Here is a 19,093-nt window from a genome sequence, read left to right as displayed (position 1 = left end):
GCAGCGGCGGGTCATCTGCGCGACGGATCGGGACGGGGATGCTTGGTGCCATGGGACAACGATGGCAGCCAAAGATTAAGATCGGGTTTCCCGCAGATATCTACCCCATGCGGGCCAGTTGCCTTTCGCGTCTGAAGACCCAGAGGATTGCCAGCAAGGATCCCAGTGCCGAGGCGCACATGATGACCAGCAGCGGTGCCGCCCCCGATCCGGGGGTCAGCAGAGCGCCTGCCACGGCGGAAAGCGCCGCGCCACCCGCCACGGCCAGGGCGCCGCCCAGACCGCTGGCCGTGCCGGCAAGTTCGGGGCGGACGTTCATCATGCCGGCGTTGGTATTGGGCATGACCAGCCCGTTGCCCAGGCCCATGATGCCAATGGAGCCAAAGAAGATCAGCGGGCTGACCACGCCAGCAAGGGTCGAGATCAGCGACAGGGACAGGGCCGCAAAGCAGATCGACGCTCCGGCCAGCACCATCCGGTTCAACCCGATGCGCGCGGTATAGCGCCCCGACAGGAAGTTCCCGGTCAGATAACCGATCGAAGGAGAGGCGAAGAAATAGCCGACCTGAGCGGTCGTCAGGCCAAAGACCTGCTCTCCGACAAAGGGGGCGCCGCCCAGATAGGCGAAGAAACAGCCCGAAGAGAGCGTTGCCGCAAGGCAATAGCCACAGAAACGATGCGACCGTGCCAGAACCGGATAGTTGGCGATCTGCTGGCGCATGGTGATGCCGCCGCCACGGACGGTTTCGCCCATGTCGCGCCAGACGACGATCAGCACAACCATTGCCAGCAGGCCCATCATGGCGAAATTCGCCCGCCACCCAAAGGCTTCGTCCATGATCCCTCCGATCACCGGGGCGATCATGGGGACCACGGCCATGCCCATTGTGACATAGCCGATCATCGAGGCTGCCTTGTCGCCCTCGAACATGTCGCGCACGGTGGCGCGAGACAGCAGCATGCAGACCGAGATGACCGCCTGGATCATCCGAAAGAACAGAAAGCTCGATGCCGTGGGCGCGATCAAAGTCCCCACCGTTGCCAGCAGGAACAGGACAAGCCCCGTCAGCGCCACCGGCCTGCGCCCGAAACGGTCGCTGATCGGGCCGCCCAGCAACTGCAGCAGGGCGCTGGCCCCGATATAGGCCGACACGGACAGTTGCATCAGCGCGTAATCGACGCCGAAATCCCGTGCCATGCCCGGAAGAGAGGGCAGAAACACGTTCATCGACAATGCGGACACACCGGATAGCGCGACCAGGGTCACGGGATGGGGTGGCGTTCGGGCTGCGCTCATCCGTGGAGCGACAGGTCTGATCGGAAAGTTGTCATCCTGGTCGCGCCTAATCCCATTGCGACTGGCGGTCGCGCGCGAGATTGCCGAAACGGGTGAATTGCCCCTCGAAGGACAGTTCGACGGTGCCGATCGGGCCGTGACGCTGCTTGCCAAGGATGACCTCGGCCTTGCCGTGCACCTGCTCCATGATCTGCTGCCATTTGGCCATGGCATCCAGATCCGCATCCGAGGGCTTTTCGCGCTCGCGGTAATATTCCTCGCGGAAGACGAACATCACGATATCGGCATCCTGCTCGATACTGCCCGATTCACGCAGATCGGACAGCTGAGGCCGCTTGTCATCGCGGTTTTCGACCTGGCGTGACAACTGCGACAGGGCAATCACCGGGATGTTCAGTTCCTTGGCGATGGCCTTCAGGCCCTGGGTGATCTCGCTGACCTCGTTCACACGACTGTCCTTGGCGCTGGCGGCCTTGAGCAGTTGAAGATAGTCGACCATCAGCACGTCCAGACCATGGGTCCGCTTCAGCTTGCGCGCGCGGGCGGCCAGCTGGTTGATCGGCAGGGCAGGTGTGTCGTCGATATAGAGCGGGCAGTTCTGAAGGGCATGGGCGGCCTCGACAAAGCGGCGGAACTCGCCCTCGTCCATGTTCCCGCTGCGGATACGCTCCGAAGGCACCTCGGCTGCCTCTGACAGGATCCGCGCAGCAAGCTGTTCGGCCGACATCTCAAGGCTGAAGAAACCGACAACACCGCCTTCGACCGTGCCGATCGAGCCATCGGGGCGTTCGCCGGTCTTGTGTGCCTTGGCAATATTGAAGGCAATATTGGTTGCCAGCGAGGTTTTCCCCATCGACGGACGTCCGGCCAGAATGATCAGGTCGGAATTGTTCAGCCCGCCCATCTTGCTGTCCAGATCGACCAGGCCGGTCGAAATGCCCGACAGTTTCCCGTCGCGCTGATAGGCGGCATTGGCGGCCTGAACGGCTCCGGTCACGGCTTTCAGAAAACTTTGAAATCCGCGTTCGGCCACGCCCTGTTCGCCCAGCTTGTAAAGGGTTTGCTCGGCTGCCTTGATCTGTTCCTCGGCGTCGTCGCCGACCTCGACACTGGCGGCGCGGGCGGAAATGTCCTGTCCCAGTCCGATCAATTCGCGCCGCAGTGCGAATTCGCGGATCATCTGGGCATAGTCACGCGCCGCATAGGCCGAGATCGCCGAGGCGGCCAGCCGCGCAAGATAGGGTGCGCCGCCCAGTTCCTTCAGCCCGTCGTCATTTTCAAGGAAGGCCTTGATGGTGACCGGGCTTGCCAGCGCATTCTTGCGGATGCGTTCGGCACAGATTTCAAAGATGCGCGCGTGAACCGGATGATAGAAATGCTCGGGCTTGATGACCTGGCTGACACGGTCGAAGACGTCATTATTGGTCAGCAAGGCTCCCAGCAACTGCTGTTCCGCCTCAAGCGAATAGGGGATCGCAGCCTTGTCTTCGCCGTCGGTTTCCTGACCCGGAATGATGACCCGCAACCCGCTCATGTTCGATGCCCCCGTCGATTCTTGTCGTTGGCCATTTATGTCACATCGCGCCGGTTGGGGCCATCTGCATCTGGGTGAGGTCAGCCGTTCGCTGCCTGCCAGGCGCGGGGATTGGTCAGGAAGGTGCGCACCTCGTCCAGCGTCTTCTGGTCAAAGGCTTCCTGCTTGCGGGCCTCTTCCAGAACGTCCCACCAGGTGCACAGGTGGTGCAGCTGGACACCGTGATCGGCAAGGCGCTGGGTCGTTTCGGAAAAGATGCCGTAATAGAAAATCACGGCAGTATGGGCACAGCTTGCCCCGGTTTCACGGATTGCATCCACGAAGGACAGCTTGCTGCCGCCATCGGTGGTCAGATCCTCGACCAGCAGCACGCGCTGCCCCTCGGTCATCACGCCCTCGATCCGGGCATTGCGGCCGTAACCCTTGGGCTTCTTGCGCACATAGGTCATCGGCAGGGCCAGGCGTTCGGCCATCATCGCGGCAAAGGGAATGCCCGCGGTTTCGCCGCCTGCGACATTGTCGAAGGCCTCGAACCCGGCATCGCGCATCACCGTGGCGGCCAGGAAATCCATCAATGTCTGGCGCACGCGGGGAAAGCTGATGATGCGGCGGCAATCGACATAGGTCGGCCCCTTGAGGCCAGAGGCATAGGTGAATGGCTGTTCGGCGTTGAAATCCACCGCCTTGATTTCCAGCAGCATGCGCGCTGTCAGACGGGCGATTTCCTCGCGGGTGGGATAGGGCAGGCTCATGCGTCCTCCAGATGCCAGTAAAGCGGGAAACCCGCATCGAACAAGGTTACGGTTTCGTCTCCGGTGGAAACGGTCTCGGGATAGCTGGCGGGCTGATCGCGTCTGGTCAGGCGGATGCGATCCTCGTTGGGGGCCATGCCGTAGAACGCTGCCCCATTGAGGCTGGTGAAAGCCTCCAGCTTGTCCAGCTTGCCTTCCTGTTCGAAGACATGGGCCAGAATGGACATCGTGTTGGGCGCGGTAAAGCACCCGGCGCAGCCGCAGGGTTGCAGCTTGGCGCTGTCGGGATGGGGCGCGCTGTCGGTGCCAAGGAAAAACCGGGCCTCGCCGCTGGTTGCCGCCTCGCGCAATGCCAGACGATGGCTTTCGCGTTTGGCCACCGGCAGGCAGTAGTAATGCGGGCGGATGCCTCCTGCCAGGATGGCATTGCGGTTGATGACCAGATGATGCGTGGTGATCGTTGCGCCCAGGTTCTCGCCGCCGGAACGGGCATAGGCGACGCCATCCGCGGTGGTGATATGTTCCATCACCACCCGCAGATCCGGGGTGGCGCGGCGCAGCGGGTCCAGAATGCGGTCGATGAAGACGGCCTCGCGGTCGAAAATATCCACTTCGGAATCGGTAACTTCACCATGCACGCACAGGGGGATGCCGGCCTCTGCCATGGCGTCCAGAACGGGGCGCACGCGGTCGAAATCGGTCACGCCGCTGGCGGAATTGGTGGTTGCCCCGGCGGGATACAGCTTGACTGCGCGGATGATACCGTCGCGATGCGCGGCAACCACGTCGGCGGGATCGGTGCCATCGGTCAGGTAGAGCGTCATTTGCGGTTGCAGCGGCGCGCCTTCGGGCAGGGCGGCAAGAATCCGGTCGCGATAGGCGGCGGCTTGCTGGCCGGTCACGACGGGCGGCACAAGGTTGGGCATGATGATCGCGCGGCCGAAACCGGCAGAGAGCGGGGCCACGGCCGACAGCATTGCGCCATCGCGCAAATGCAGGTGCCAGTCGTCTGGGCGGCGAAGGGTGATGCTTTCGGTCATGGGATGCCTCTATACACGCCGCGCAGGGCTTGCCAAGATTGCCGATGAGCGATTGACAATATTGTAACACGGTCATTTTTGAAAACTGTGATACATTGTCTGCCATATGGCGCGTCGGAATTTTCTGACCGCCCAAGGAATTTGAAAGATACAATGACAGAATTGAAGAATTTGATGGGCGCTGCCATCGTGCCTGCCCGGGTCTGGGCACAGATGGCACGGATCGCTGTTGATTCCCAAATGGTGATCACCATGCGCATGGCAGGAATGATCGGGCTGACCCCGCAATCCCCGGGCGAGCCGTTCCGGATGGTGGCCGAAAAACATGCTGCCGCCTCGGAGTCGCTGTTCGCGATGACCGAGGCGGCAAGCCGTGGCGCAAGTCTCGAACGAGTCATGACCGCCGCGCTGCGCCCCTATAGCAAACGCACGCGTGCAAATTCGCGCCGTCTGACCCGGCAGGGCTGATCTGCGGATCAGAGGCCGGGGAAACTCAGCGGAACATCAGCACCGGCACCTTGCAGCTGCGGACCATTTCCGTGGTGGTCGAGCCGATCACCAGGCTGCGGATGCGGCTGTGACCATAGGCGCCCATCACCAGCATGTCGAAGCCTTCGCCTTCGATCAGCGCGCTCAGCGCTGAATCGGGGTGGCCGTCGACCTGGCGCGTCGCGACCTGCAACCCTGCTGCGCGCAGCTTGTCTGCGGCCAGTTTCAGTTTGCTTTGCGTCTGAGCATCGGCATTTCCAACCGTGACAAGTGTCAGCTCCAGCCCTTGATACAGCGGGCTTTGTGCCATGTAATCAACGGCTTTCTGTGCCGAAGCGCCGCCATCATAGGCGACAAGGATCTTGTTGACCGGACGGAACGCGCGCGAGGCGACCAGGACGGGTTTCTGGCTGACACGCACGATACGTTCCAGATTCGACCCCAGGTGCCCCTTGGCGAAATCGGCAGCCTCGCCACGTTTTCCGATCAGGACAACGCGGGTTTCCGACTGCAATTCGGCCACGGTTTCAACCAGATCGCCCTGCAGAAGCCGGGTGGTGACCTCGGTCGCGCCGGCCTTTTCCACCAGGGCGCGGGCATCATCCAGGATGGCCCGGCCGTGCTCATTGGCAACCCGTGCCCGCTGTTCATCCAGCGTGGCCAGTTCTTCCAGCAGGCGCTTGCGTGCTCCCAGCCGGATCGAACCGGACAGATCCTGCTGGTCCGCGCCCTGACGGCGCCCCATGATATGCAGCAATTCCACCGCCGCACCGGTGCGCCCGGAAATCCAGGCTGCATGTTCGCAGACCGAGGCCGCATAGATCGACCCGTCCACCAAAGCGATAATCTTCTCGGCCATTACGATGCCCTCCTCAATGCGCCGCAAGCTTGTCCATCGCGCCCGGCTTGTCGTGAATCGCCAGCCGGTCAACGATGGTTTCAGAGGCTTCGTTCAAGCCTACCAGTTCAACCTCGGCCCCGTCGCGGCGGAATTTCAGAATCGCCATGTCCAGTGCCTGAACCGAGCTGATATCCCAGATATGTGCGCCGCTGACGTCGATGATCACCTTGTCCAGAGCCTCGCGGAAGTCGAAGGCGGCCATGAAATCCTCGACCGAGCCATAGAAGAGCTGGCCTTGGACGACATAGCGCCGTTCGCGCCCGTCCGGGGAAATCGTCGAGCTGACACTGAACAGCTGTGCGATCTTGGCGGCAAAGAAGATGCCCGACAGCAGCACGCCGACCAGAACGCCGATCGCCAGATTGTGCGTGTAGACCACGGTTGCCACGGTCGCGAGCATCACCACCGAGGATGAACGGGGATGGGTGCGCAGGTTCTGGATCGAGGACCAGCTGAACGTGCCGATCGACACCATGATCATGATCGCGACCAGTGCTGCCATGGGGATCTGGCTGACCAGATCGCCCAGACCCACGACGAGAATCAGCAGGAAGACCCCGGCGACGAAAGAGGACAGACGTCCTCGCCCGCCGGATTTCACGTTGATCATCGACTGGCCGATCATCGCGCAACCCGCCATGCCGCCGATGAAGCCGGTGGCGGTATTGGCCAGGCCCTGACCGATGCATTCCTGATTGCGGTTCGAGCGCGTGTCGGTCAGCTCGTCCACAAGGTTCTGCGTCATCAGGCTTTCCAGCAGGCCGACGACAGCGACGGCCAGTGAATAGGGCAGGATGATCTGCAGCGTTTCCAGATTCAGCGGAATATCGGGGATCAGGAACACGGGCAGCGTGTCGGGCAGTTCACCCATGTCGCCGACGGTGCGCACGTCCCAGCCCATCAACATGCTCAGCGAGGTCAGGACGATGATCGTGACCAGCGGTGAGGGGATGGCCTTGGTGATGCGCGGGAACAGATAGATGATCGCCAGTGCCGCGGCCACCAGCGGGTAGGTCAGGAATGGCACCCTGCTTGGGTCAAGCTCGGGCAGTTGTGCCATGAAGATCAGGATCGCCAGCGCATTCACGAAGCCGGTCATCACCGATTTCGACACATAGCGCATGACGAAGCCCAGCTTCAACAAGCCGCAGCAGATCTGTATCAGCCCGGCCAGAACTGTGGCGGCCAGCAGGTATTGCAGGCCGTGATCGCGCACCAATGTGACCATCAGCACGGCGGTCGCCGCCGTTGCGGCCGAGATCATCCCCGGTCGCCCGCCGGTGATCGCGGTGATCACCGCAATCGAAAAGCTGGCATAAAGCCCGACCTTCGGGTCGACGCCGGCAATGATTGAAAAGGCGATTGCCTCGGGGATCAGCGCCAGAGCCACAACCAGGCCCGACAGAAGGTCAGGCCGGATATTCCCGGTCCATTGGCGTTTGTAGGTATCGAATGAAAACATGAACAATCCGTTCCCGACCGGTGCGACCTATGCGGGTCACGTCGGCATTGCTGTATAAGGTTCGGTTTATCCGGCGGATCAGCGGCCGGAAGAGCCACCCGGAATCTCACCGGGTCCATGCGCGTATTGGGGGCTGATAGGCGCAAACATCGCCGGATCGCAACCCCAGCCTGCGGCTTTTTCGCGCAGCTGTGGCCAAACTGAAATGCCGCCGCAAGGGGGCGGCGGCATTCTCATGTCATGAAGGGCGCCGTCAGGGACGCGTCCGCAGCAGCCCCATGATGTCCTTGGTGCGCTCCAGAATCGGGGAGGCGATCTCATCGGCGCGTATCGCGCCCTGACCCAGAATCCGGTCGATCTCGGCCGGGTCGTCCATGAATTCACCCATTTTCCTGGTGATCGGGGCCAATGTGGCAACGGCAACCTCGGCCAGGGCGGGCTTGAAGGCGCCAAAGCCCTGACCTTCGAAACGCGCCAGGACCTGATCGGGGGTCTCATCTGCCAATGCGGCATAAATATTGATCAGGTTGCGCGCCTCGGGCCGGTCTTTCAGACCTTCCATGTTTCCGGGCAGCGGATCGGCATCAGTGCGTGCCTTGCGGATCTTCTGGGCGATGGCATCGGCATTGTCGGTCAGATTGATGCGGCTGGCATCCGAAGGATCCGATTTCGACATCTTCTTGGAACCGTCGCGCAGGGACATGACGCGGGTGGCCGCCCCTTCGATCAAGGGTTCGGTGATCGGGAAATGATTGACGCCGTAATCATGGTTGAACTTGGCCGCGACATCACGGGTCAGTTCCAGATGCTGCTTCTGATCTTCGCCCACAGGGACGGCGGTGGCCTGATAGGTCAGGATGTCGGCCGCCATCAACGCCGGATAGGCCAGCAGGCCAAGGCTGACATTTTCGCTGTTCTTGCCGGCCTTGTCCTTGAACTGGGTCATCCGGTACATCCAGCCGACACGGGCGACCGTGTTGAACAACCATGCCATTTCGGCATGGGCGCTGACCTGGCTCTGGTTGAACAGGATGGATTTCACGGGATCGACGCCTGATGCCATGAAGGCGGCGGCGGCCTCGCGGGTGCGGTTGCGCAGCGCCTCGGGGTCCTGCCAGACGGTCATCGCATGCAGATCCACGATGCAATAGACCGTTTCGGCCTGATCGCCCTGAAGGGCGGCAAAGCGTTTCAGCGCCCCCAGATAGTTACCAAGGGTCAACCCGCCCGACGGCTGGATGCCCGAAAAAATGCGGGGGGTGAAACCCGGATTGCTCGTCTCGCTCATGTCTGGCCTGCTTGGATTTTCCGTTGCGCTGGCTTAGCTGTTGGTCGCAGCGTTCGCAACCTTGAAGGAAACCAGATGCGCGATGGCCTGAACCAGTCCCCCCTGAACCCGTTGCCCGCCGCGGTCTGGCTGCTGGCCCTGCCGGTGATCGCCGCCGAGGTCGTCTTTGCGCTTGGGCGGGCCGGTTTTGTCGGTGGCGCCGAGGGCGTGGGCCTGCGCCTGTCGGCCATGCAGATCACGGCCTTTGCCCCCGAGATGATCCAGCGGATGTGGTCGCTGGGGGTGATCGACTGGGATCAGCTGTACCGGCTGGTGACCTATAGCTTCGTGAATGGTTCATTGACCCATGCGTTGTTCGTATTGGCCTTTACGCTGGCACTGGGAAATCTTGTGGGGCGCGAGTTCCGCCCATGGGCCGTGATCGTATTGTATCTGGGATCGGCAGCGGGCGGCGCGCTTGTCTATACGGCAGCCATGTCGCTGCTGTCGGGGCGCCCCGCGCCGCTGATTGGCGGCTATCCGGCGGTCTACGGGCTGGTGGGTGCCTTTACCTTCCTGTTGTGGGCGCGGCTGGCGGCCACTCATGCCAACCGGTTGCGCGCATTTACCCTGATCGGAATGCTGTTGCTGTTCCAACTGGTTTTCGGCGTGATCTTCGGAAATGCCGGATACGGCTGGATTGCCGAAATCGCCGGATTCGCGATTGGCTTTGGGCTCAGCTTTCTGCTGGTCGATGGCGGAGTGGCGCGCGCCCTGCGCCACATCCGCCAGCGATGAACCGGGTGATCAGCGCGAGCGTTTGACCGCGGATTTCAGCTCGGAAAGGCGGTAGGCGCCGGTCGCGAAGCTGAGCCCGAAATAAAGCGCCGCGCCGCCAAAGACCAGAATCGCCAGCGCGGGGATGCGCCCCATATCCGTCGAGGCAAGCCAGCCCTTGGTGAACCACAGGGCAACCGCCATCAGCGCCGAGGCCAGCAGAATGCGGGGCGCGGCGCGCAGCAGCCGCGCGTCCGCGCGGGCTGCCTGTCCCATGGTGCGGGTTCCCAGCCAGAGCTGACCCACCATGACCCATGCGGCAATGGTCGTGCCAAGGGCGGCGGCCAGAAAACCGACAAGCGGCATCAGGCCAAAGGCGACGACGGCATTCACCACCATCGACATCAAGGCAAAGCGGAAGGGGGCCTTGGTGTTCTCGCGCGCGAAATACAGTGGCTGCAGGATCTTTTGCAGGACGAAGGCGGGCAGGCCCAGGGCATAGACGATCAGCGCACTGGCGGTCTGGGCGGTGTCATGGGCGGTGAACTGGCCGCGCTGGAACAGGGTGGCCACCATCGGTTCGGCGATCACGGCGATGGCAAAGGCCGCCGGCAGGGTCAGGAACAGCCCGAATTCGGTGGCGCGCGAATAGGCGGCCTGACCTCCGGCGTGATCCTCGGCCCGCAAGCGGCGCGCCAGTTCGGGCAGCAGGACCACGGCAACCGCCGCGCCGACCACACCAAGTGGCAATTGATACAGCCGGTCGGAATAGGAAAGCCAGCCGATGGCGCCTTCGAAACGTGACCCGACCTGACGTCCGATCAGCAGGTTCAACTGCACCACGCCCCCCGCGAAGGCCGCCGGCAGGGCGACCGCCAGCAAACGGCGCATATCGGGCGACAGACGCGGCCGGCGGGGCACAAAGGTCCAGCCCGTGCGCCGCGCATCCCACCAGACCAGCGCAAGCTGTGAAATCCCGGTGACCGGCGTGGCCCATGCCAGGGTCAGTCCCAGATCCCATCCTTGCCAGCGTCCCAGTGCCATTGCCACGATGAACAGCAGGTTCAGCAGCACCGGAGCCGCCGCCGCCGCCGTGAATCGGCCATTGGCATTCAGCACCCCGGATATCATCGAGGCCATGGAGATCAGCAGGATATAGGGAAAGGTGATCCGCCCGTATTCGACGGACAGTCCGAAACGTTCATCGCCCTGAAAGCCCGAGGCCATCAGCCAGACCAGCACCGGCATGAAGATCATGGCGATGGCCGACAGGCACAGCACGGTGACGAACAGTCCCGAAAATGCCTCATTCGCGAAGCGTTGGGCATCCTCGCGGTCTTGCAGCTTTTTCGAGAAGATCGGCACGAAAGCGGTGTTGAAGGCACCTTCCGCGAAGAACCGGCGGAACATGTTGGGCAGCGACAGCGCGATCAGAAAAGCCTCGGCAACCGGTCCGGTGCCCAACCATGCCGCCATCAGGATGTCGCGCACAAAGCCCGACACGCGCGATACGAAGGTCCAGATTCCCACTGACAGGAACCCGCGCACCAATCCGGATTTCATCTCGACTACGCCTCTGCCCGTTTTGCTCCGTCGGCGATCGCCGCGCGCAGTTTTTTCTCCAGCGCGTCACGTTTGGACTCGCTGTGCATTTTCAACCCGAACATGTCCTTGACGTAAAAGCTGTCAACGACCTGCGCCCCGAAGGTGGCAATGACGGCGCTGACGATCTGGATATGGTTCGCGGCCAGAGTCCGCGTCAGATCATACAAGAGCCCGGGGCGGTCGCGGGTATCCACCTCGATGATCGTATAGATGTCGCTGCCCTCATTGTCGAAGGTGATATGGGTCGGAAAGCGGAATTCGCGGTTGCGTTTCTTGGGCTTGTCGCGACTGGCAAAGGCCTCGCGCGCGACGATTTCCCCCGATAATGTCCGCAGTATCGTCTGGCGCAGGCGCGGCAGACGTTCTTCGGAAAAAGGATGGCCCTCGGAATCCTGAATCCAGAATACGGCCGTCGCATAGCCGTCACGCGTCGTATAGGTGCGTGCATCCACGACATTGGCGCCCATCAGTGTCAGCGCCCCGGCCAGTCGCGAAAAGATGCCGGGATGATCGGCCAGCACGAAGGCCGCGCGGGTCGCATCGCGCTCATGGTCGGCGCGCAGGTCGATGCGAATGTCATCGGCACCGATCCCGTGCAGCAGTTCCGCGAAGCTTGCCTGGGTTTCCGTCGGCAGGCCCGGCCAGTAATTGTCGTAGTGTCGGCCCAGTTCGGTGCGGATCTGGCGGGCTTCCCAGCCCTTGGCAATCAGCATGTGGCGCAGGGACCGCTTGGCCTCGTTCTGGCGGCGGTCGCGGTTCAGTTCTTCCAGACCGTTTTCAAGCACCAGCGCGGTTTCTTCATGCAGCTTGCGCAGCAGCGCCGCCTTCCAGTTGTTCCATGTTCCCGGCCCGACGCCGCGAATGTCGCAGACGGTCAGCACCAGCAGCATGTCCAGCCGCTTGCGGGTCTTCACGGCCTTGGCAAAGTCGCGCAGGGTCCGCGGGTCCGAGATGTCGCGTTTCTGGGCGACATCGGACATCAACAGATGGTTGCGCACCAGCCATTCCACGGTTTCGACATCATCCTGCTGAAAGCGGAAACGGGTTGCGATGCGTCGCGCAATGCGTGCCCCCAGGATGGAATGATCTTCGGGGCGGCCCTTGCCGATGTCATGCAGCAAGGTCGCCAGATACAGCACGCGCCGGTTGATGCCGTCGCGCATGATCTCGCTGGAGAGGGGCAGATCCGAGGGATGTTCACCGCGTTCGATCTCGGCCAGGGCAGCGACACATTGGATCGAATGTTCGTCCACCGTATAGTGATGATAGACGTTGAACTGCATCATCGCCACGACCGGCTCGAATTCCGGGATGAAGGCGGCCAGAACCCCCAGCTCATTCATCCGGCGCAGCGAGCGTTCGGGATTGCCATGTTTCAGCAGCAGGTCCATGAAGATCCGGATCGCCTCGGGGTCGTTGCGCATCCGGTCGTCGATCAGTTTCAGGTTCGCCGAGACAAGGCGCATGGCGTCGGGGTGGATCAGGATTCCGGTGCGCAGGGCTTCTTCGAACAGCCGCAGGATATTCAGCGGGTTGGACAGGAATTCCGTCTCATCGGCAATGGACAACCGCCCGTGCAGGTCGACAAAGCCCGCCTTCAGCTTGCGGCGGCGGCGGAACAGGCGGCCCAGAATCGGGGCGTTTCGGACGTGTTGGGCCTCGAGCGAGGTCAGGAACACGCGGGTCAGTTCTCCTACGCGGGTGGCGTGACGGAAATAGTCCTGCATGAAATATTCGACGCCGCGCCGGGCAGAGGTGTCGCGATAGCCCATGCGCCGGGCGACCTCGACCTGCATGTCGAAGGACAGCACGTCAGCGGGACGCCCCGCGATCAGATGCAGATGGCAGCGCACGGCCCAAAGGAAATCCTCTGCCTGCCAGAAGGCCAGATGCTCGTCGCGGGTAAAGACGCCCAGATCAACCAGTTCGACCGCGCGATCGACGCGGTGGATATATTTGGCAATCCAGTACAGCGTCTGCAGGTCGCGCAGCCCGCCCTTGCCCTCTTTGACATTGGGCTCGAGAACATAGCGCTGGCCACCCTGGCGCTGATGCCGGGTATCGCGTTCCTCCAGCTTGGCCTCGACGAATTCGGGAATGGTCTTGGCAAAGAGTTCGTTCCACAGCCGGTCGCGCAATTCCTGCGTCAACGGCGCATGGCCTGTGACCAGACGGTGTTCGACCAGCGAGGTGCGGATCGTCATGTCGCTGGCACCCAGCCGCAGACAGTCATCCACGCTGCGGATCGAATGGCCGATCTTCAGCTTCAGATCCCACATCATGTAGAGCATGGATTCGACCACGCTTTCGGCCCATGCGGTGATCTTGTAGGGGGTCAGGAACAGCAGATCGACGTCCGAGGACGGGGCCATCTCGGCCCGGCCATAGCCGCCGACGGCCAGCACGGCCAGTTTTTCGCCCTCGGAGGCGCTGTGCAGCGGATGCAGGCGCGTCGTCGCAACATGATGGATGACCGTCACGATGCCATCCGTCAGGCTGGCAATGGCGCGCACCGTCTCGCGCGCGGCGCGCGGATGGCTGGCGAATCCGGCCTCGATATCGGCCATGGCGGCGGCGCGGGCTTCGGTCAGAATTTCGACCGTGGCCTTGCGGATTTCGCGCGCTTCGCTGAGATCGGCAAGGCGCTGGTCAAGTGCCTCGATGAAACTGTCGGGGGCAAACAGTTCATTCGCCCCGGGCAAGGCCGGGGCGCTTTGTGTTTGGGGCGTGGCTTCCGGCATGCTCAAGGTCAGAAGCCGTAACCGCCAAAGCTGCGCGGTGCCGGATCAAGGATCAGGACCTGATTGCCGCGAATCGTTGCCACGGCCAGACCGCGCTGCGCGGTTCCGTCGGGGCGCAGGCGGAAAATGCCGCCAACCCCGGCAAAGCCCGAAGTCTGGGTCAGACCTGCAGTGGTCACCGCGTTCTTCTTGCCTGCCCGCACCAGCGAGGCGACGGCAGCCACGCCATCATATCCCAGCGAGGCAAGCTCGTGGGGCTGTTCACCATAGGCGGCCTTGTAGCGGGATTCGAATTGCGACTGCAGGCTCTGGTCGGGAATCGCGAACCAGCCGTTCTGAAGCTGCGGCAGGGAAACGCGCGATCCCGGCTGGTCCCAACGGGTCAGCCCCATGAGCTGCGTGACCTGCGAGGTGACGCCTGCGGCGGCAAGTTTCTCGGTCAGATAGGGCAGAACCGCCTGATTGTTCGCGGTCATGAACACGGAATCGACCTGACCCGAGCGAGCCGCCGCAACGATTTGCGGTGTGGCGGCGTCGATGCCGCTGACCGAGACAGGGTGATTGGTGCGCCCGGCCAGTCTGGCACCGTTGCGCGCAATGGCCGTCTCAATCGCTCTACCGCCGATCTGACCGGCAATGTCGTCTTCGGCAACGACATAGATGTTGCGCTTGTCGTTCTTCACCGCATAGCTGACCAGCCGGTCCGCGACATTCTCGAAACTGTTGCCCAGAACGAACACATTGCCGCCGGCGATCTCGGCATTGTTCGAGAACGACAGCACGTTGATGTTGCGCGGACGCATTGCGTGACCCACGGCATTGGCCGCTTCGGCGAACAGCGGGCCGATGATGATCTGCGCGCCCGCATCGGCAGCGGCATTGGCCTGGGCGACCGCACGGCCGGCATCTCCGCCAGTGTCATAGATCTGCAGGTCGATCACCGCGCCCTGGGCATCCGCGGCGGCCATGCGCGCCGAGTTCTTGAGGCTGCGCGCCAGCCATTCCAGATTGTCCGATCCACTGCCGCCGGGTGCCAGCAGGGCGATGCGCACCGGCTGGCTGGGGTCGATCTGCTGGCCGATGCTGGGACCGGTGGCCTGTTCACTGAAGCCAGAGGGATCACAGGCGGCAAGGAAAAATGCGGAAATGACGGCCCCGGCGCGCGTAATTGCGCGGCGCAGGCCAAGGCCGGGCCGGGTTGTGGCAGATGCGAACATGTGAAACTTCCCTGAAAAATGAACTTGTGCCGGTCAGGCTGATCGCAGCCTATTGGGAACGGCCCTGATTGGCAATTGTCGGGAGGCTCCGACGCGGCAAGGAACAAGGTGATGAGCGAAAAAAACCAGATCGAACCCGCACGACGGCTGCAGGCCCACATCCAGAGCGACCGGCTGGAGGCGGGATTGTATCTGGTTGCCACTCCCATCGGCGCGGCGCGCGACATTACCCTGCGCGCGCTGGATGTGCTGAACTGTGCCGATATGCTGGCCGCCGAAGATACGCGGGTGATGCGTCACCTGATGGACATTCATGGCGTGCCGTTGCGGGGACGACGGATCCTGTCCTATCACGACCACAATGCGGACCGCGCCCGTCCCGCATTGATGCAGGCCCTGAAGGAAGGGGCCAGCGTCGCCTATGCCTCGGACGCAGGCACGCCGCTGGTGGCAGATCCGGGCTATCGGCTGGCGCGCGACGCGGCGGAAGAGGGCGCGCGCGTGCATGTCGTGCCGGGGCCCTCGGCCGCGTTGGCCGCGCTCAGCCTGTCGGGGCTGCCTAGCGACCGCTTTCTGTTCGCGGGGTTCCCGCCGGCCACCAAGGGCGCGCGCACGACATGGCTGCGGCAATGGGCGTCTCTGGACGCGACGGTGATCCTGTTCGAAAGCCCGCGCCGCGTTAACCAGACGTTGAAACAATTATGTGAGATTGATCCCGACCGCGTGACCGTGGTGGCGCGCGAACTGACCAAGAAATTCGAGGAGGTGATCCGGGGAACAGCCCGCGAACTGGCCGATGACCCGCGCATGGCCTCGCTGAAGGGCGAGGTGGTGATGTTGCTGGACCGCGGCACGACCGCCGAGGTGAAGCCCGTCGATCTGAACGAGGCACTGACGTCACGGCTGGGCCGGATGACGGTCAAGGACGCCGCGCGTGAGGTGGCGAACGAACTGGGGCTGGCCCGTCGTGATGTCTATCAGACCGCGCTGGAACTGGCCAGGGAAGCGCAGGACAGGGACGAATAGCGGCGGCATTCGCCGCTGCAAGGGGGCGATTGATGTCAAGGACGAGCGACCCGTCGCCGCGGCAGAGGCGGGGCAGGCTGGCCAATCTGTCGGGTGCCATGGCCGAGGATCTGGTGGCAGACAGATTGCAGGCGCAGGGTATGGAACTGCTGCATCGACGATGGCGTGGCGCCAGCGGAGAGGTGGATCTGATTGCCCGCGACGGGGCCTGCATGGTCTTTGTCGAGGTCAAGCAGGCGCGCAGCCATGATGTCGCCGCGCAACGCCTGAACCGCGCGCAGATGGACCGGATATGCAATGCCGCGATCGAATATTGTGCGGCCTTGCCCTCTGGCATGGACAGCGAGATGCGTTTCGATGCCGCGCTGGTCGATGCCATGGGGCGGGTCGAGATCATCCGAAATGCCTTTGCCAGCGGCTGAGCGGGCCTCTTGCATCCGAAATGTCATCAGGCGACAAGGCGTGCGTCGCATATCAGGAGCGCGCCATGAGTCTTTACGTAGCCTTGCAGATGGATCCCCTAGAGGATGTCGTGATTGACGCGGACAGCACGTTCCGCATCGGGTTGGAGGCCGAGGCGCGTGGTCACCGGCTGTTTCAATATACCGTGGACCAGCTGCGCTATGACGAGGGCCGCGTCATTGCCCGCGGGCGTCCCGTCACTCTGCGGCGCAAGCAGGGCGATCATGTCGTCTTTGGTGACTGGGCCGAGGTGGAGTTGACCGAGTTCGACGTCATCTGGCTGCGTCAGGATCCCCCCTTCGACATGGCCTATGTGACCTCGACGCATTTGCTGGACCGTGTGCATCCCGGGACCCTGGTGGTGAATGATCCGTTCTGGGTGCGGAACTGCCCGGAAAAGCTGATGGTTCTGGATTTCCCGGATCTGACCCCGCCGACCATGATTGCGCGCGATCCGGCGGCCTTCCGCGCCTTCCGTGAACGTCACGGAGAGATCATCGTCAAGCCGCTTTATGGCAATGGCGGTGCCGGTGTCTTCCATCTGCGTCCCGGTGATCCGAACCTCTCGGCACTGCTGGAAACCTTTGCAGACATCAATCGCGAACCGATGATCGCGCAGAAATATCTGCCCGCGGTGGTCAAGGGCGACAAGCGGATCATCCTTGTCGATGGAGAGCCTGTCGGGGCCATAAACCGTGTTCCCCAGGAAGGCGAGGCGCGCTCGAACATGCATGTCGGTGGCCGCGCCGAAAAGATCGGTCTGACCGAGCGCGAGCATGAAATCTGCAAACGCATCGCCCCTGTCCTGCGCGAAAAGGGCCTGCTGTTCACCGGAATCGACGTGATCGACGGCTGGTTGACCGAGATCAATGTGACTTCGCCCACCGGTCTGCAGGAACTGGAACGTTTCGATGGCATCAATGCCACCGCCGCGATCTGGGAGGCCATCGAGCGCAAGGTGGCAAAAGCCTAGCCGCCGCTGACAAAGGGCAGACGATAGCTGATGGCCTCGGCCAGATGCGGACCAAGCACCTTGTCCGAACCCTCCAGGTCAGCGATCGTTCGGGCGGTGCGCAGGATACGGTGATAGCCGCGCGCGGTCAGCCCCAGCTTCTCTGACGCCTTGAGGATCAGAGCGCGTCCGGCACTGTCGGGCGCGGCGATTTCATCCAGAATCGCTCCCGATGCATCGGCATTGGCCCGCAATCGGGGCAGGTCGCGAAATCTGGCCCGCTGGATCTCGCGCGCTGCGGTGACACGGGCGGCGACCGCTGTGCTGGGCTCTCCACCGGCTGGCAGTTCCAGTTCCAGAAAGCTGACCGCCGGAACTTCCAGCCGTATGTCAAAGCGGTCCATCAACGGCCCTGATATCTTGCCAAGATAATCTTCTCCGCAGCCTGGCGCGCGTGCGCAGGCCCGCGACGCATCGGCCAGATGTCCGCAGCGACAGGGATTCGCCGCCGCCACCAGCAGGAACCGGCAGGGATAGCGCACATGCCGGTTGGCGCGGGCAATGACGACTTCGCCGGTCTCGATGGGTTGGCGCAGCGTCTCCAGAACCTGTCGCGAAAATTCGGGCAGTTCGTCCATGAACAGGACGCCGTTATGTGCCAGGCTGATCTGGCCCGGCTGCGCGCTGCGTCCGCCGCCGACAATCGCCGCCATCGATGCGCTGTGATGGGGGTCACAATAGGGCGCGTGGCGCGAAATGCCTCCGTCGCGCAATGTCCCCGCCAGAGAATGTATCATGGAGGTTTCCAGCGCTTCAGCGGGTGTCAGCGGCGGCATCAATCCGACCAGACGCGAGGCCAGCATGGATTTTCCGGCTCCGGGCGGGCCGACCATCAACAGATGGTGCCGCCCGGCGGCTGCGATCTCCAGTGCCCGTTTGGCGCGTTCCTGACCCTTGATGTCGGACAGGCAGCCCGCAGGCGCATCGCGCGAAATGACACCGGGCGCGGCCGGGGCAATCGGCTTGCGCTCGGTCAGGTGATCGACAACGGTGCGTAGCGACCCTGCGGCGATGACCGGGACGGATCTGACCCAGGCGGCCTCGGGACCGGCAGAGGCCGGGCAGATCAGTGCGCGCTCCTCCTCGGCGGCGGCCATTGCGGCGGGCAGGGCACCCGCAACACCGACCAGCCGGCCATCAAGCGCCAGCTCGCCCATGCAGACGCAGCGCGACAACTCCTCGTGCGGGATGATGTCCAGTGCCGCCAGCACCGCCAGTGCGATGGGCAGATCGAAATGGGAGCCCTCCTTGGGAAGATCGGCAGGGGAGAGGTTCACGGTCAGCTTCTTGTTGGGCATGGCGATCGACAATGCCCCGAAGGCGGCGCGGACCCGTTCCCTTGCTTCGCTGACGGTCTTGTCGGGCAGGCCGACAATCGCAAAGCCGGGCAGGCCGGGCGAGGCCGAACATTGCACCTCGACCAGCCTTGCCTCGATCCCTTCGAACGCTACCGAATAGGCGATGGCGACCATCCTGCCCCCTTTCGAATATTGCGAAACGGTTAACCGGCG

Annotated in this window: 16 protein-coding genes and 1 other annotated feature; of the genes, 5 read left to right on the top strand and 11 right to left on the bottom strand. The window is 62.9% G+C overall.

Going from position 1 to position 19,093, the window contains the following annotated elements; genetic code table 11:
* Positions 1-100: 100 nt before the first annotated feature.
* The 4 genes from JHW44_RS10830 to pyrC form a co-directional block, all read right to left on the bottom strand.
* Positions 101-1,297, bottom strand: coding sequence for a multidrug effflux MFS transporter (locus tag JHW44_RS10830; RefSeq protein WP_089344476.1), 1,197 nt, complete (start codon positions 1,295-1,297; stop codon positions 101-103).
* A 46-nt stretch (positions 1,298-1,343) separates the two neighbouring features.
* A complete protein-coding gene (locus JHW44_RS10825) occupies positions 1,344-2,831 on the bottom strand; it encodes a replicative DNA helicase (RefSeq protein ID WP_089344477.1) in 1,488 nt (495 codons plus the stop codon).
* Between the two features lie 80 nt (positions 2,832-2,911).
* The gene (locus JHW44_RS10820; protein ID WP_089344478.1) at positions 2,912-3,583 is read right to left on the bottom strand and encodes an orotate phosphoribosyltransferase; all 672 of its coding nucleotides are present in this window, start codon (positions 3,581-3,583) and stop codon (positions 2,912-2,914) included.
* Entirely contained in the window at positions 3,580-4,623 is a 1,044-nt protein-coding gene (gene pyrC, locus JHW44_RS10815; protein WP_089344479.1) for a dihydroorotase, read from the bottom strand. Before pyrC ends, JHW44_RS10820 begins: the two co-directional genes overlap by 4 nt.
* Positions 4,624-4,776: 153 nt before the next feature.
* Between pyrC and JHW44_RS10810 the strand changes: the two genes are divergently transcribed.
* Positions 4,777-5,091: a hypothetical protein gene (locus JHW44_RS10810; RefSeq protein ID WP_089344480.1), complete on the top strand. Its 315-nt coding sequence runs from the start codon at positions 4,777-4,779 to the stop codon at positions 5,089-5,091.
* Between the two features lie 25 nt (positions 5,092-5,116).
* Here the strand turns inward: JHW44_RS10810 and JHW44_RS10805 are convergent, their stop codons facing one another.
* The 3 genes from JHW44_RS10805 to trpS form a co-directional block, all read right to left on the bottom strand.
* Positions 5,117-5,971: a universal stress protein gene (locus tag JHW44_RS10805; RefSeq protein WP_179217726.1), complete on the bottom strand. Its 855-nt coding sequence runs from the start codon at positions 5,969-5,971 to the stop codon at positions 5,117-5,119.
* Between the two features lie 13 nt (positions 5,972-5,984).
* A complete protein-coding gene (locus JHW44_RS10800; protein ID WP_089344481.1) occupies positions 5,985-7,475 on the bottom strand; it encodes a SulP family inorganic anion transporter in 1,491 nt (496 codons plus the stop codon).
* A 64-nt stretch (positions 7,476-7,539) separates the two neighbouring features.
* Positions 7,540-7,595, bottom strand: a sequence feature (sul1 is cis-regulatory element that is thought to sense ions involved in sulfur or methionine metabolism; They are found in Alphaproteobacteria).
* Between the two features lie 133 nt (positions 7,596-7,728).
* A complete protein-coding gene (gene trpS / locus JHW44_RS10795) occupies positions 7,729-8,763 on the bottom strand; it encodes a tryptophan--tRNA ligase (protein WP_089344482.1) in 1,035 nt (344 codons plus the stop codon).
* A gap of 75 nt (positions 8,764-8,838) precedes the next feature.
* Between trpS and JHW44_RS10790 the strand changes: the two genes are divergently transcribed.
* The gene (locus JHW44_RS10790; protein ID WP_089344483.1) at positions 8,839-9,540 is read left to right on the top strand and encodes a rhomboid family intramembrane serine protease; all 702 of its coding nucleotides are present in this window, start codon (positions 8,839-8,841) and stop codon (positions 9,538-9,540) included.
* Between the two features lie 9 nt (positions 9,541-9,549).
* Here JHW44_RS10790 and murJ read toward each other — a convergent pair whose 3' ends face one another.
* Genes murJ through JHW44_RS10775 form a run of 3 tightly spaced genes read right to left on the bottom strand, consistent with a single transcriptional unit; the run spans position 9,550 to position 15,082 of the window.
* Positions 9,550-11,082, bottom strand: coding sequence for a murein biosynthesis integral membrane protein MurJ (murJ, locus tag JHW44_RS10785; RefSeq protein ID WP_089344484.1), 1,533 nt, complete (start codon positions 11,080-11,082; stop codon positions 9,550-9,552).
* 5 nt (positions 11,083-11,087) lie between these two features.
* Positions 11,088-13,865, bottom strand: a complete 2,778-nt coding sequence (locus JHW44_RS10780; protein WP_089344596.1) for a [protein-PII] uridylyltransferase — start codon at positions 13,863-13,865, stop codon at positions 11,088-11,090.
* An 8-nt stretch (positions 13,866-13,873) separates the two neighbouring features.
* Positions 13,874-15,082: a penicillin-binding protein activator gene (locus JHW44_RS10775; RefSeq protein WP_089344485.1), complete on the bottom strand. Its 1,209-nt coding sequence runs from the start codon at positions 15,080-15,082 to the stop codon at positions 13,874-13,876.
* Positions 15,083-15,193: 111 nt separating this feature from the next.
* On the opposite strand from JHW44_RS10775, the gene rsmI reads away from it, so the two are divergent.
* The 3 genes from rsmI to gshB all read left to right on the top strand — a co-directional run bounded on the left by rsmI (position 15,194) and on the right by gshB (position 17,543).
* Positions 15,194-16,108 (top strand): 16S rRNA (cytidine(1402)-2'-O)-methyltransferase, encoded by a 915-nt coding sequence (gene rsmI / locus JHW44_RS10770; RefSeq protein ID WP_089344486.1) that lies wholly within the window; start codon positions 15,194-15,196, stop codon positions 16,106-16,108.
* A 32-nt stretch (positions 16,109-16,140) separates the two neighbouring features.
* Entirely contained in the window at positions 16,141-16,530 is a 390-nt protein-coding gene (locus JHW44_RS10765) for a YraN family protein (protein ID WP_089344487.1), read from the top strand.
* A 65-nt stretch (positions 16,531-16,595) separates the two neighbouring features.
* Complete coding sequence (gshB, locus tag JHW44_RS10760; RefSeq protein ID WP_089344488.1) at positions 16,596-17,543, top strand: glutathione synthase; 948 nt, start codon at positions 16,596-16,598, stop codon at positions 17,541-17,543.
* On the opposite strand, the gene JHW44_RS10755 is transcribed toward gshB, so the two are convergent.
* Positions 17,540-19,054 (bottom strand): YifB family Mg chelatase-like AAA ATPase, encoded by a 1,515-nt coding sequence (locus JHW44_RS10755; RefSeq protein ID WP_089344489.1) that lies wholly within the window; start codon positions 19,052-19,054, stop codon positions 17,540-17,542. The two genes, gshB and JHW44_RS10755, sit on opposite strands and share 4 nt — an antisense overlap.
* Positions 19,055-19,093 lie beyond the last annotated feature (39 nt).

Origin of the sequence: Paracoccus seriniphilus (assembly GCF_028553745.1) — a bacterium.
GTDB lineage: Bacteria > Pseudomonadota > Alphaproteobacteria > Rhodobacterales > Rhodobacteraceae > Paracoccus > Paracoccus seriniphilus.
This window is presented reverse-complemented; position numbering and strand designations above follow the sequence as displayed.